This window comes from Pseudomonas sp. JC1203 (assembly GCF_056175065.1).
On the sequence record NZ_JBWCAM010000011.1, the window covers coordinates 225,781 to 238,757 of the forward strand.

The window sequence follows — 12,977 nt, forward strand, 5'->3', positions numbered from 1 at the left end:
CCGCTCCCACAGGATGTAACCGCTGCTAGGCGTGGCGGCGCTCGGCGGCCGGTACCGGGCGGCCGAAGTAGTAGCCCTGGAAGTGCGAACAGCCTTCGCTGATCAGTTGCTGCATCTGTTCGGCAGTCTCCACGCCTTCGGCGGTGGTCTTGATCAGCAGGCTGTTGCTCATGCCGGTAATGGCCCGGATGATCGCCAACGCCTCCTTGCTGTCCGCCATCTCGCGCACGAACGACATGTCGATCTTGATGCGGTCGAACGGGAATGAGCGCAGGTAACCCAGCGACGAATAGCCGGTGCCGAAGTCGTCCAGGGAAATGGCCACGCCCAGCGCCTTGATGGCCCGCAGGGTCGCCACGTTGCCCTCGCTGTCTTCCAGCAGCACCGACTCGGTGATCTCCAGCTCCAGGCGCTCGGGCTCAAGCCCCGAATCACTCAGCGCCAGCGCCACGGTGTCCACCAGCCCGGGGTTCTTGAATTGCACCGCAGACAGGTTCACCGCCACGGTCTGGCGCGTGCCCCAACTGGCCGCCTCCTGGCACGCCAGGTTCAGCGCCCGGTTGCCCACCTCGTGAATCAGCCCGGTTTCCTCGGCCATGGTGATGAAGTCCATGGGCATGATGGTGCCCTTGGTGGGGTGGCGCCAGCGCAACAGCGCCTCGTACCCGGAGATCTCATCGCCGCCGTGGGTGACGATGGGCTGGTAGTGCAATTGCAGGTGGCCCTGGTGCAGGGCGGTGCGCAGGTCGGTCTCCATGGTACGGCGGTGGCGCGCCGCTTCATCGAGCTGGAACTTGAACCGCTCGAAGCGGTTGCGGCCATTGCGCTTGGCCTCGTACAACGCCATGTCGGCGTAGCCCATCAGTTGCTCGGGGCTGTCATGGTCGTGGGGCGCCAGGGCGATGCCGATGCTGATGCCCACCGAGCAACTGTGCCCCTCGATCAGGAACGGCGGCCGCACCGCATGAATCAGGCGCTGCGCGGCCAGCTCAGCGGCCTCTGCCGTGTCCAGTTCGGGCAGGATCACCGCGTACTCATCGCCGCCCAGCCGCGCCAAAGTATCAACCTCGCGCAGTTCTTCCTGCAGGCGGCTGCTCAGGGCGCGCAGCAACTTGTCGCCGATGCCGTGGCCCAGGGAATCGTTGACGTTCTTGAAGTCGTCCAGGTCCAGGCACAGCGTGCCGGTGATCTTCCCAGTGCCCTCGGACAGCAGCAACGCCTCCTTGAGTTTTTCGTGGAACAGCACGCGGTTGGGCAGCCCGGTCAGCGCGTCATGGTGCGCCATGTGGTGAATGCGCGCGTTGGCGGCCAGCTCCACGGTGACGTCCTCGGCCACGAACAGCACATATTCCGAAGCATTGCCCGGGTCCTGGTTCAACACCGTGCGGCTCCTGAGCGTGCGCGGCCCGCGGTTGGTGGCCACCAGGGTTTCCACCGTCTTGATCGCACCGATATTCAGGTCCTGGCTCATCTGCTGCTCGATATAGGCCGCCGTGTCCGGCGCCAGCGCCTCGCTCATCAGCCGGCCAACCATGCTCGCGCCGTTGGGCACGAACAGCGCCTCGGCCTGGTGGTTGGCGAGCAGGATACGGTCGGTCTGCACGTCCTTGACGATGACGCTGGCCGGAATATTGGAAATCACCGAATCGAGGAACTGCGACAGCGAGGTCATCTCAGCACTGTACTGCTCGGCCAGCACCTTGGCGTCCAGCAGCTGCAATTCAGTCTGGCGCCGCTCGGTGATGTCACGGGTCAGCTTGGCGAAACCGACTACCTGGCCGTGGTCATCATGCACGGGGTCGATCACCACGCTGGTCCAGAAGTGCGAGCCGTCCTTGCGCTGCCGCACCCCTTCGGCATGGAAACGCCCTTCGCGCCGCGCGGCCGCAAGGCTGTGCTCGGGCAAATTGGCGGCGCGGTCTTCCTCGGTATAGAACACCGAGAAGTGCCGGCCGACGATTTCCTCTTCCTTGTAGCCTTTTGCCCGCTCTGCCCCCGGGTTCCAGTTGGTGACGATGCCCTCGGGTGAAAGCATGTAGATGGCATAGTCCGCCACACCCTGAAGCAATAGGCGATACATGGCATCCGAGTCGACATTGAACTGCATGCGTTGCAAACCTCAGGGGCGGTTGAAGAAGGCGGCGGTATGGCATTATGCCTTCTTCGTAATGGCGAGGGATACTGCCCGAAAGGAGGAAGAATCAGAATGAATCGGCATGGTAGGACGGAGGCGCCTGGGACGCGGCCTCGCGGCCGCTGCTACGGAGTATTGGGGGCGCGTAGCAGCGTGCCGCCAGGCCGCGTCAAAGGCCCACGCGGTGCCTGATCAGAAGTAATACAACGCCTCCACCATCGCCGTCAGCTGCGTACGGTCGCGGCCGTTGCCGAACGGGCGCTGGTCTTCGCCGCCCTTGAACCAGTCGTAGCGCAGCTCGGGGCGCAGCGACAGGTGCTTGTTCACCTCATAGCGAACGCCGGTGGTCACGGCATTGAAGCTGCCACGCGCGGTGGTGGTCGGGAACAGCGCAAAGCCCTCGGGGTCGCTGAAATGCTCACCGCGCAACGACCAGGCAAGGTCCTTGCGCACCTGGTAGGTGACCACCGCATTGGCGCCCCACCACGACGCCCCGTCGAAGCCGGGGCCGGTCAGCACGTCCACCGTCGACGCTTTGCCATCCCCCGCCTGGCGGCCGTACACCAGCTCCGCCCCCATGGACCACTGCGGATTGAACTGATGCCAGCCGTTGAGGGAATGCTGCTGCTTGAACTGCCCGGAGGCGGCGATGACCCGCGAAGGTGGCGCCTGGACGTCGCCGTAGCTGTCGTCCTGCTCGTTGCCGACCATGAACTCGTAGTCCACCCAAGTATTCATGGTGGGCGAGCGCCAGCGCAGGGCGCCGGTCAGCGATTTGTCGGTGTTGTTGTCGCGCAGGTTGTTCCAACCCTGCACCACGCCCAGCTCCACCCCCAACAGGCCAGCATCGCCGTTGTACACGCGGCTGCTGGCCAGCACCCCGGCGACGGTGCCCGGCTCGCTGACGAAGGCGTAGGTCTTGCTGGCGAACGGGTTGCGCGCCAGGCGAATGTTGGGCGGGATTTCATAGCCCATGGCCGGGCCGAACACGCCGGCCATGAAACTGACGCCCGGGCCGTACGGCAGGTACAGGGTCAGCGCGGCATTGGGTACCGCAAGGAAGTAATCCTTGTCGTGCTGGGCGCGCAGGTTGTCCTGCTGGTTCATGTGCAGGGTCTGGTCCCAGCCGTAGGTACGGGCGAACTGGGCGTTGCGGCCGTAGTTGAACTCCAGGGTGAAACCCCAGGCCACCGCGTCGGGCCGCGGGCCCGGCAAGGGCGTGATGCGCGGCACGAAGGTGCCGGCAAGCGGCTTGTCGATGAACAGGTGCAGGCTGCCCAGTTCCAGGCCTTCATCGGACATGCCGGTGATGGGCAGGTTGCTCAGGCCGTCCTTGCGTTCGGCGCGGGTGGAGCGGTTGTTGCGGGTGTAGGCAATGTCCAGCAGGTTGGACACGGTAATGCCGTAGTCGCGTTCGAGGGTGTTGCCAAACACGCTGCGAAACAGCGCGCCCTCCGCCGGCTCTTCGTTTTCATCCGCATGGCAGTTGACGATCGCCAGGGCGGCCAGCACCGCGCCAAGCGCTTTCACTTTGACGTTGATCATGGTCTGTCTCTTATTGTTATTGTCAGCGACCCACCTGGGCAGGTGGGCCGGAAAAAACACCTGCTACAGGTTGGTGGCCTGGAAACTCACCTGCCGCCAGGTGCCGGCCTCGCACGCCCACACCTGGGTGGTCATCACGTCCATGGCGCGGCGCTCACCGCTGCTGCGAAACTCGATGTGCTGCAGCAACCGCCCGCTGGCCACCGCCACATCACCCAGCACACGCACCCGCAGCGCCTTGCGTTCCACCTTGAGAAAGCGGATGGCGTTGCCCACCAGCTGCAAGTACTGCTGCTTGCCGTCCACCTGGCCGGTGGCGTGGACGTGCACCAACTGCTCGTCCATCAGCTCGGCCAGGCTGTCCAGGTCATTGGCCACCAGCGCCCGGCAACGCAGCGCCTCCAGTTCGTTGATGGTGTCGACGATTGCGTGCTCATTCATCTGGGTTGCTCCTTGAAGAAAAGAGTTGGCACACGCCCTCAGGCTTCGGCGCGCACGGTGTTTTCGAGCATGCCCAGGCCGTCGATCTCGACCCGCACCCGGTCACCTTCGCGTAACCAGCGCGGCGGTTTGAAGCCGCCGCCGATGCCGCCCGGGGTGCCGGTGAAAATCACGTCGCCCGGTTCAAGGGTCATGACTTTCGACAGGTGCGCCACCTGCTGGTAGCAGTCGAAGATGAGCTGGTCGGTGTTCGAGGCCTGCCGCTGCTCGCCGTTGACGAAGCAGCGGATGCCCAACGTGTGCGGGTCGCCGACCTCATCGGCGGTGACGATCCAGGGGCCGAACGGCGCGTGGCTGTCAAAGGTCTTGCCCAGCAGGAATTGCGAGGTGCGCAGCTGCCAGTCACGCACGCTGACGTCGTTGCCCACGCAGTAGCCAAAAATCGCCTGCCGGGCCTGCTCGGGCGAAAGGTGACGGGCGCGCTGGCCGACGATGAAGACCATCTCCGCCTCGTAGTCCAGCGCCTCCGACACCCGCGGCAGGTCCACCGGCGCGTACGGGCCGTTGGCGGCCGTGCTCATCATGGCGAACCACAGCTGGTCGCCGGGCATGTCCATGCCCGACTCTGCCACGTGGTCGGCGTAGTTCAGGCCGATGCCCAGCAGCTTGCCGGGGCGTGGCACCGGTGCCAGCAGCGTGACCTGGGCCAGCGGCGTGCCGGTGACCGCACTGGCGGCCAGTTCGGCCAACTGCGGCTGCCACAGCGCCCACTCGCGGATCAGCTCGATCATGGTGGCCGGCGCATCGGCGAAATGGTCGTCGAGCGCCACCACCTGCTCGCCCATCACCACGCCGACACAGGCAGCGCGGGACCGGGTTTCAAAAGTGCATAGTTTCATCGTGCTTACCTGTGTTGTGGGCCAAGGCTCTTGCCGGTGGCGCAGGTGCCCAGCGCGCACAAGTGCGCATCGCTGGCCCCGGCGCGCCATTGCGCAACCAGCGCGTCGGCGTCGAACTCCACGCCGATGGGGTTCTGCCGGAAGATCTCCGACTCGAACACGGCCGCGGCGTCGGCTGGGTCGGTGAAATTGTCGACCTGCAGTTCGATGTCGTTGCCCTCGGGGTCGCGGTAGTACAACGAGGTGGTGGGGCCGTGGTTGATCGTCCACGACGGCAGGATGCCCTCGCCTTTCAGGCGCTCGTAGGTGGCCAGCACCTGGCCGATGGTCTGGTAGCTGTAGGCGACGTGGTGCACGCCGACCATGTGGTCGGTTTTCGCCGGCAGTTCGGGCATGTTGAAGAAGGCCAGGCGGTGGTGTTCGTCGTCGAAACTGATGAACGCCAGCACCTCGTCCTGGAACACCAGCCGGGCCTGGAACACCTGGCGGTACCAGTCGACCATGGCCTGGCGGTTGGCGCAGCGGTACACCAGGTGCGCCATCTTCACCGGCACGATGGGCTGGGTAGCCGCCGCGTGGCCGCTTGTTTGCAGAGCAGTCATGTTGGTTCTCCTTGTTCTTGTTCTAGGGATCAGATCGACACACGACGAAAATCCGTCAGCAACGCCACCAGGCAGGCAAGGAAACGCCCGGCCTCGGCACCATCCACGGCGCGGTGGTCCCAGGACAGCGACAGCGGCAGTTGCAGGCGCGGCTGGAACGCCGTGCCATCCCAGGTCGGCGCCATGGCGGCCCTGCCCACCCCGAGGATCGCCACCTCCGGGGCATTGATGATCGGCGTGAAGTGCCCGCCACCAATGCCGCCCAGGGACGACACCGTGAAGCAGCCGCCGCGCATCTGCGCCGCGCCCAGCTTGCCGCTGCGCGCCAGGTGCGATAGCTCGGCCATTTCCGCAGCGATGGCGGCAATGCCCTTGCGGTCGACATCACGGATCACCGGCACTACCAGGCCATCAGGCGTGTCGGCGGCAAAACCGATGTGGCAATACTGCTTGTGCACCACCTCCTCGCCCTGCAGGCTGACGTTAAACTGCGCAAAGCGTTGCAGCGCCACTGCGCTGGCCTTGATCAGGAACGCCAGCAGGGTGACCTTCGCCCCACCCTCCTGCGCCTCGCGGTTGAGTTGCACGCGCAGCGCTTCCAGCTCGGTGATGTCGGCCTGGCTGTGGTTGGTGACGTGGGGAATGCTGACCCAGTTGCGGTGCAGGTTGGCCGCCGACAGGCGCTTGATGCGCGGCATGGCGCTGCGCTGGGTGGGCCCGAACTGGGCAAAGTCAATCTCCGGCCACGGCAGCACCTCCATCCCGCCGCCTTTGCCGGCGGGCGACGGTTGCTGGGCCTGCGCCTTGACGTACGCCTTGACGTCCTCGCGCTGGATGCGCCCGCGCGCATCACTGGTGGGCACCTTGGCCAGGTCCACGCCCAGCTCGCGGGCCAGTTTGCGCACCGCCGGGCCAGCCAGGGCCAGTGAAACCGGCGACGGTGGCGACGCTGGCGCTGGCGACGCCAATGCCGGCGGCGGCGATAGCACTGGCGGGGTCGGCGCCTGGGCCGGTGCAGGCGGCACCGCTACCACCGCGCTGGCGACCGCGTCGGCGTACTGCACATGGGCAATCAGGCTGCCCTTGGACACCACGTCGCCCGGCTTGATCAGCACCTCGCGAATCGTGCAGGCGACGGTGCTGGGCACGTCCATCACCGCCTTGTCGGACTCCAGGGTGATCAGCGATTGCTCCACCGTCACGCTGTCACCCGCCTTGATAAACACTTCGATCACCGGCAAATCGCGAAAATCGCCGATGTCAGGCACCATGAGTTGTTGCATTGGGCAGTCCTCCTTATTCTCGGCTCAACGGTTCCACGGCGCGTCGAGGGCGACGTCGATGGCGTAGCGTTCACGGGCTTGCGCCGCCAGGCGCGGGTCGATGGCGGCCAGTGCGGCCACGGCGATGTGCTGGCGGTCCATCTCGAAGAAGCGCCGCAGCGCAGGCCGCGTGTCGCTGCGGCCAAAGCCGTCGGTGCCCAGGGCGGTGTATGGCGCCTGCACGTAAGGGGCGATCAGTTCGGCATAGCTGCGCACGTAGTCGCTGGCGGCCACCACCGGGCTGCTGCCGGCCAGGCACTGCTGCACGTGGCTGGGCGCAGGCGCCTCGGCGCCGAACAGCGTGGCGCGTTGCACCTCGCGGGCCTCGCGGGCCAGCTCGGAGAAGCTGGTGACGCTCCAGATCTCGCTGGCGATGCCCCAGTCCGCAGCCAGCAGGTCGGCGGCGGCGATCACCTCGCGCAGGATCGAGCCCGAACCCAGCAGGCGCACCTGGCTGGCCGCGCCCTCCTCGCCGCGGGCACCGAAGCGGCGCATGCCCCTGATCACGGCGGCGTGCTCGGCAGCGTCCAGCGGCGCCTGGGGGTAGTTCTCGTTGGTCACGGTGAGGTAGTAGAACTCGTCGTGCTGCTGTTCCAGCATGCGCCGGCTGCCGTGGTCGATGATCACCGCCACCTCGCTGGCGAACGCCGGGTCATAGGCGCGGCAGTTGGGCACCGTCGAGGCCACCAGCTGGCTGCTGCCATCCTGGTGCTGCAGCCCTTCGCCGGCCAGGGTGGTTCTGCCTGCGGTGGCGCCGATCAGGAAGCCGCGGGCGCGCTGGTCGGCAGCCGCCCAGATCAGGTCGCCGATGCGCTGGAAGCCGAACATCGAGTAGTAGATATAGAACGGCAGCATGGCCACGCCATTGACGCTGTAGGAGGTAGCGGCCGCCACCCACGACGAGATCGCGCCCGCCTCGGTGATGCCTTCCTCCAACAGTTGGCCGTCGCGCGATTCCTTGTAATACAGCATCGCGCCGGCGTCTTCCGGCTCGTACAACTGGCCCACCGGCGAGTAGATGCCGATCTGCCGGAACAGGTTGGCCATGCCGAAGGTGCGCGCCTCGTCTGCCACGATCGGCACGATGCGCGGCCCCACAGCCGGGTCCTTGAGCAGGTTGGTGAACAGCCGCACCACGGCGGTGGTGGTGGAAGTCTCGCGCTCGTCCGGGGCCAGGGCGAACTGCGCGTAGCTGGCCAGCGCCGGCACCGGCAGCGCCTCGGCGCGGCTCTGGCGGCGCGGCAGGTAGCCGCCCAGCGCCGCGCGGCGGGCATGCAGGTAGCGCATTTCGGCGCTGTCGGCGGCCGGCTTGTAGAAGCGCATCTCCTCCAGCGCGGCGTCGTCCAACGGAATGGCGAAGCGGTCGCGGAAGGCTTTCAAGGCGTCGACGTCGAGCTTCTTCTGCAGGTGCGTGGTGTTGCGCGACTCACCCGCCAGGCCCATGCCGTAGCCTTTCTTGGTCTTGGCCAGGATCACCGTGGGCTGGCCGTTGTGGGCCTTGGCGGCGGCGAACGCAGCGTACAGCTTGCGGAAGTCGTGGCCGCCACGGCGCAGGCCGTCGATTTCCTGTGGGGTCATGTGCGCGACCAGTGCCTGCAGCTCGGGGTCCAGGTCGAAGAAGTGCTCAAGGTTGTAGGCGCCATCGTTGGCACCCAGGGTCTGGTATTGGCCGTCGACGGTGTGGGCGAAACGGCGCAGCAGCACGTGGTTGTGGTCGCGGGCGAACAACGCATCCCAGTCCGAGCCCCACACCACCTTGATCACGTTCCAGCCGGCGCCGCTGAACAGCGCTTCCAGCTCCTGGATGATCTGGCCGTTGCCGCGCACCGGGCCGTCCAGGCGTTGCAGGTTGCAGTTGACGATGAAGGTCAGATTGTCGAGGTTCTCGCGCGCCGCCAGGGACAGCGCGGCGATGGATTCGGGTTCGTCCATTTCACCGTCGCCGAACACGCCCCACACGTGGCGGGCCGAGGTGTCGGCAATGCCGCGGTGTTCCAGGTAGCGCAGGAAGCGCGCCTGGTAGATTGAACTGATCGGTCCAATACCCATGGAGCCGGTGGGGAACTGCCAGAAGTCGGGCATCAGCCACGGGTGCGGGTAGGAACACAGGCCGCCGCCGTCCACCTCCTGGCGGTAGCGGGCCAATTGCGCTTCATCCAGGTGACCTTCCAGGAAGGCCCGGGCGTACACCCCCGGCGCCGAGTGCGGCTGGAAGTACACCAGGTCGCCCTTCGCCTCGGCACTGTCGGCGCGGAAGAAATGGTTGAAGCCGATCTCGAAAATCTCGGCGGCCGAGGCGTAGCTGGAGATGTGCCCGCCCAACTCGCCGTAGGCCTTGTTCGCCCGGGCCACCATGGCCAGGGCGTTCCAGCGGATAATCGAGGTCAGGCGCTCTTCCATGGCCAGGTCGCCGGGAAATGCCGGCTGTTGTTCCAGGGCAATGCTGTTCTGGTACTGCGAATAAGGGTGCACGTTGCGGCGCACGCCCAGGTGGCTGGCGTGCTCTTCCAGGCGGCGCAACAGGTACTCGCCGCGCTGGCTGCCGTCGCTGCGCACCACGGCTTCCAGCGCTTCCAGCCAGTCGCGGGTTTCCTGTTGATCAATATCGCTGTCGGTCTTGATCGACCCATCGCGGGTAAAGGAGGTCATGGCAAACACACTCGATTCAGGTTTATCAGGCATGAGCCGGCCCGGCACGCCTGGGCAAGGCGTGCGTGGGGGCGTTCATGTGGCTGTTGGGGGTGCGGCGCGGCGGGTTACCAGCCGTCGATGCAGCCGCTCCATTCGCTGCCGGGCGAGCGGGCGTGCATCTGGTGGTAGCGGCCGCTGAAGAACAGCAAGGGCTTGCGCTGGGCACCAATGCGCAGGTGTTCGATTTCGCCGATGTACAGCAGGTGGTCGCCCGCCGGGTGCACGTCGACCGTGCGCGCCACCAGTTGCACCAGGCTGCCGTCGAGCAAGGGCGTGCCTTCGTGGTCAATGAAAGGCAGTTCGGCGCCCTGCTCCGGGCGCCCGCCGAAGTGGCCGCTGAGCCAGCGCTGGCTCTCGGCGAGGAAGTTGACGCCGTAGCGCACGCCCACGCCGACGAAACGGTTGAAGCTGGAGGCATTGCGGATCGACACCAGGATCAGCGGTGGCTCCAGCGACACCGACATGAAGGCGTTGGCGGTCATGCCGGCAGGCTCGCCGTCGGCGTTGAAGGTGACCACGGTGACACCCGTGGCGAACTGGCCCATCACTGAGCGCAGGAGTTTGGTGTCCATGGGACAGTCCTCGGTCAGGGGGCGATCAAACCAGCGGCGTGACGGTGTTTTCAACACCCAGCAGCGCCTTGCCATACAGCTCATTGCCCACCGCCGGCAACGCCACCGCGTGCCGCGCGGCGGTGTTGGAGTCACGCCACCAGCGCTGCATGGGGCTGCTCTCGGAGAAGCTGCCAGCGCCATGGGCCGAGAGCAGAATATTGATGGCCTCGGTGATGTGCGTGTTGACCAGGCCGACATCGGCGCGAATGCGCGCGCGGGTCAGGGCGTCGAGCTTGATGCCCTGGCGCGCCGCAGTGTCCATCTCGTCGGCGGCGCGGAAGGCGCGCAGGTGCGCGGTGTCGATCTTCAGTGCGGCGTCGGCGACCTGCACCTGGAACACCACCGAATCGGGCTGTTTTTCGAACGAGGTGTAGGCGATGGCACGGCGCGGCGCGTTGTCGATCACGTACTGCAGCGCCGCCCGGCCCAGGCCCAGCTGCGGGCCATTGAGAATCAACGCCGCGAACGGCACGAACAGCCCACGGTAGGCAGCTTCGTCCTTGAATTCGGTGGCGTACTCGCCTTCGATGGCGCCGCCCATGTTCAGCAGGCGGTGGTTGGGCACGAACACCTCGTTGGCCACCACGCAGTTGCTGCCCGAGGCGCGCATGCCGGCAGTGAACCAGGTGTCTTCGATGCTGTAGTCGGCCTTGGGCATCAGCGCCAGGTACTGGCCGATCACCGCGCCGTTGGCGTCGCGCTCCTCGGCGCCGACCACGGCCCAGTCGGCGTGCAGGCTGCCCGACGAGGAATACCACTTGCCGCTGACCACCAGCCCGCCTTCCACCCGCCGGGTGTTGGGCGAGGCATTGAACACCCCGGCCACCCGCGCGTCCGGGTTGGCGCCGAACACTTCGTTCTGCGCCTGCTCGCAGAACAGCCCGGTGAACCAGGCGCAGACGTTGGTCAGCGCCACCACCCAGGCGGTGCCGCCGCAGGCCTCGCCCAGGGCGGCGGAGACTTCCATATGCGCCCGCAGCGTGCCTTCATGGCCGCCGAAACGCTTGGGCACCATCAGCCGGAACAGGCCGGCGTCCTGTATGGCCTGGATGTTTTCATCGCAGGTGCGGCGATTCTTCTCGTTCTCGACGGTGTTCTTGCGCAGCAGCGGCTGCAGGGCGCGGGCCCGTTCGACCAGCTCGGACAGCGAGGGCTGGGCGGCGAATTCGGTGAAGGGGCGTAGGGTGTTCAGGTCTGCGTTCATACCAACCTCGATTATCATAATGAACAGAAATGTCATTTATAACGTTCAGGTGCATGCAAGCCGCCCGGCGCAGTGGGCAGGCATCACACAATCAGCTGCGAATGGGGTGCGCGGTCAGGTGCGGCGGTGCAGTTTGAAGACGTGAACGTGCCACTGCGAGCGGGCGCTGGGCGAGGTGGAATGCGGACGTGACGCGGGGTGGGAAGGGATCAACATGCTCGTCTCCTATTATTTTTATGACGATATTGTCATTCCGACAATTGAGTTGAATGTAGGACAGCCTTGAACACTGCGCAAGGGGTTTTTTGAACAAATTTGTCATTCTGATAGCCGGCGCCTAGACTGTCATTCTGACGAACTGTCACTTGATCGAGGTATTGCAGTGTCCACGCCCGAGCCTGCCCTGCCGGTGGCTGACCACCGGCCGAAAGTCGCCCTGAAAAAACGCCAGCTCATGCGCGCGAAACTGCTGGATGCGGCCATGCGCGTGTTTGCGGCCAGCGGCGCCACGGCGCCGGTCATTGATGACGTGATTCGCGAGGCGGATGTGTCGCGTGGCACCTTCTACAACTACTTCACCTCGTTGGATGAGGTGCTGGTGGCGATCGGGCAGGCGCTGAACAATCAGATGACCACCGACATTCTGCCGGTGTACGACGTGCTCACCCAACCGCGCCAACGGGTGGCCACGGCGTTCCGGCTGTTCATGCTGCGCGCCGTGCTCGACCCGTTGTGGGCCGGGTTCGTGACCCGCGTGGATGCCTGGCAGCACACCTCGCTGGTGGCCGAGTACATGTCCCGCGACCTTGAGAACGGCCAGGCCTGCGGGGCTTTCCAGCTGGCGCGCATCGACGCCGCCACCGACTTCCTCATGGGCGCCTCGGCCCACGCCATCCAGGCCCTGCGCCAGGGCGTGGAGGCGCCGGAGGCGTACATGGACGAGGCCGTGCGCATGGCCTTGCGCAGCCTGGGGTGCAGCGCGGTGGAATGCGAGGAAGGCATGGTGTTCGCACGTGACTACCTGAAAGCCTGGGCCAGCGGCGAAGTCACCGACGCCCGCCCCGCGTGGGCAATGGGTATGCATCCCACCTGACCGCGGCGCTTGTGGACGCGGCCTGGCGTGTTCGCGCGAATACTGTAGCCGCTGCCGACAGGCTGCGCTGGCTCCTGCGTTCACTGGAAATCTTCACCGTGGATAAAGTCCAGCGCAGCCTGCGGCATCGGCTACAGCGCTCCGTAGCAGCTGCCGCCAGGCTGCGTCATAGGCCACCGCGGCGGTTGTGGACGCGGCCTTCGGCCGCTGCTACGGGGGCGGGGCATGGTCGCGCGAATACTGTAGCCGCTGCCGACAGGCTGCGCTGGCCCCTGCGTTCACTGGAAATCTTCACCGTGGAAAAGGTCCAGCGCAGCCTGCGGCATCGGCTACAGCGCTCCGTAGCAGCTGCCGCCAGGCTGCGTCATAGGCCACCGCGGCGGTTGTGGACGCGGCCTTCGGCCGCTGCTACGGGGGCGGGGCATGGTCGCG

At 66.0% G+C, this 12,977-nt stretch carries 10 protein-coding genes; 1 reads left to right on the plus strand and 9 read right to left on the minus strand.

What is annotated here, in order from left to right; translation table 11 throughout:
• Window positions 1-25: 25 nt before the first annotated feature.
• The 9 genes from AC0SZ7_RS18150 to AC0SZ7_RS18190 form a co-directional block, all read right to left on the minus strand.
• Complete coding sequence (locus AC0SZ7_RS18150) at window positions 26-2,107, minus strand: sensor domain-containing protein (RefSeq protein WP_475505673.1); 2,082 nt, start codon at window positions 2,105-2,107, stop codon at window positions 26-28.
• Between the two features lie 219 nt (window positions 2,108-2,326).
• A complete protein-coding gene (locus tag AC0SZ7_RS18155; protein WP_475505674.1) occupies window positions 2,327-3,679 on the minus strand; it encodes an outer membrane beta-barrel protein in 1,353 nt (450 codons plus the stop codon).
• Between the two features lie 63 nt (window positions 3,680-3,742).
• Window positions 3,743-4,120 (minus strand): nuclear transport factor 2 family protein, encoded by a 378-nt coding sequence (locus AC0SZ7_RS18160; protein ID WP_475505675.1) that lies wholly within the window; start codon window positions 4,118-4,120, stop codon window positions 3,743-3,745.
• A 38-nt stretch (window positions 4,121-4,158) separates the two neighbouring features.
• Entirely contained in the window at window positions 4,159-5,019 is an 861-nt protein-coding gene (locus tag AC0SZ7_RS18165) for a fumarylacetoacetate hydrolase family protein (protein WP_475505676.1), read from the minus strand.
• Between the two features lie 5 nt (window positions 5,020-5,024).
• Entirely contained in the window at window positions 5,025-5,621 is a 597-nt protein-coding gene (locus AC0SZ7_RS18170; RefSeq protein WP_475505677.1) for a VOC family protein, read from the minus strand.
• 29 nt (window positions 5,622-5,650) lie between these two features.
• Window positions 5,651-6,904, minus strand: coding sequence for a 2-oxo acid dehydrogenase subunit E2 (locus tag AC0SZ7_RS18175; RefSeq protein ID WP_475505678.1), 1,254 nt, complete (start codon window positions 6,902-6,904; stop codon window positions 5,651-5,653).
• A 24-nt stretch (window positions 6,905-6,928) separates the two neighbouring features.
• On the minus strand, window positions 6,929-9,592 hold the full coding sequence (mdeB, locus tag AC0SZ7_RS18180; RefSeq protein ID WP_475505679.1) for an alpha-ketoglutarate dehydrogenase: 2,664 nt from the start codon (window positions 9,590-9,592) through the stop codon (window positions 6,929-6,931).
• Between the two features lie 107 nt (window positions 9,593-9,699).
• Window positions 9,700-10,206: a flavin reductase family protein gene (locus AC0SZ7_RS18185; protein WP_475505680.1), complete on the minus strand. Its 507-nt coding sequence runs from the start codon at window positions 10,204-10,206 to the stop codon at window positions 9,700-9,702.
• Between the two features lie 25 nt (window positions 10,207-10,231).
• Entirely contained in the window at window positions 10,232-11,452 is a 1,221-nt protein-coding gene (locus AC0SZ7_RS18190) for an acyl-CoA dehydrogenase family protein (RefSeq protein WP_475505681.1), read from the minus strand.
• A 382-nt stretch (window positions 11,453-11,834) separates the two neighbouring features.
• Here AC0SZ7_RS18190 and AC0SZ7_RS18195 point away from each other — a divergent pair, with 382 nt between their 5' ends.
• The gene (locus AC0SZ7_RS18195) at window positions 11,835-12,545 is read left to right on the plus strand and encodes a TetR/AcrR family transcriptional regulator (RefSeq protein WP_475505682.1); all 711 of its coding nucleotides are present in this window, start codon (window positions 11,835-11,837) and stop codon (window positions 12,543-12,545) included.
• Window positions 12,546-12,977: the final 432 nt, after the last annotated feature.

Excerpts from the sequence above, each read along its gene's own strand:
- AC0SZ7_RS18165 (WP_475505676.1), bottom strand. The coding sequence starts at position 5,019 with ATGAAACTATGCACTTTTGAAACCCGGTCCCGCGCTGCCTGTGTCGGC.
- AC0SZ7_RS18175 (WP_475505678.1), bottom strand. The coding sequence starts at position 6,904 with ATGCAACAACTCATGGTGCCTGACATCGGCGATTTTCGCGATTTGCCG.
- mdeB (WP_475505679.1), bottom strand. The coding sequence starts at position 9,592 with ATGACCTCCTTTACCCGCGATGGGTCGATCAAGACCGACAGCGATATT.
- AC0SZ7_RS18155 (WP_475505674.1), bottom strand. The coding sequence starts at position 3,679 with ATGATCAACGTCAAAGTGAAAGCGCTTGGCGCGGTGCTGGCCGCCCTG.
- AC0SZ7_RS18150 (WP_475505673.1), bottom strand. The coding sequence starts at position 2,107 with ATGCAGTTCAATGTCGACTCGGATGCCATGTATCGCCTATTGCTTCAG.
- AC0SZ7_RS18190 (WP_475505681.1), bottom strand. The coding sequence starts at position 11,452 with ATGAACGCAGACCTGAACACCCTACGCCCCTTCACCGAATTCGCCGCC.
- AC0SZ7_RS18170 (WP_475505677.1), bottom strand. The coding sequence starts at position 5,621 with ATGACTGCTCTGCAAACAAGCGGCCACGCGGCGGCTACCCAGCCCATC.
- AC0SZ7_RS18185 (WP_475505680.1), bottom strand. The coding sequence starts at position 10,206 with ATGGACACCAAACTCCTGCGCTCAGTGATGGGCCAGTTCGCCACGGGT.
- AC0SZ7_RS18160 (WP_475505675.1), bottom strand. The coding sequence starts at position 4,120 with ATGAATGAGCACGCAATCGTCGACACCATCAACGAACTGGAGGCGCTG.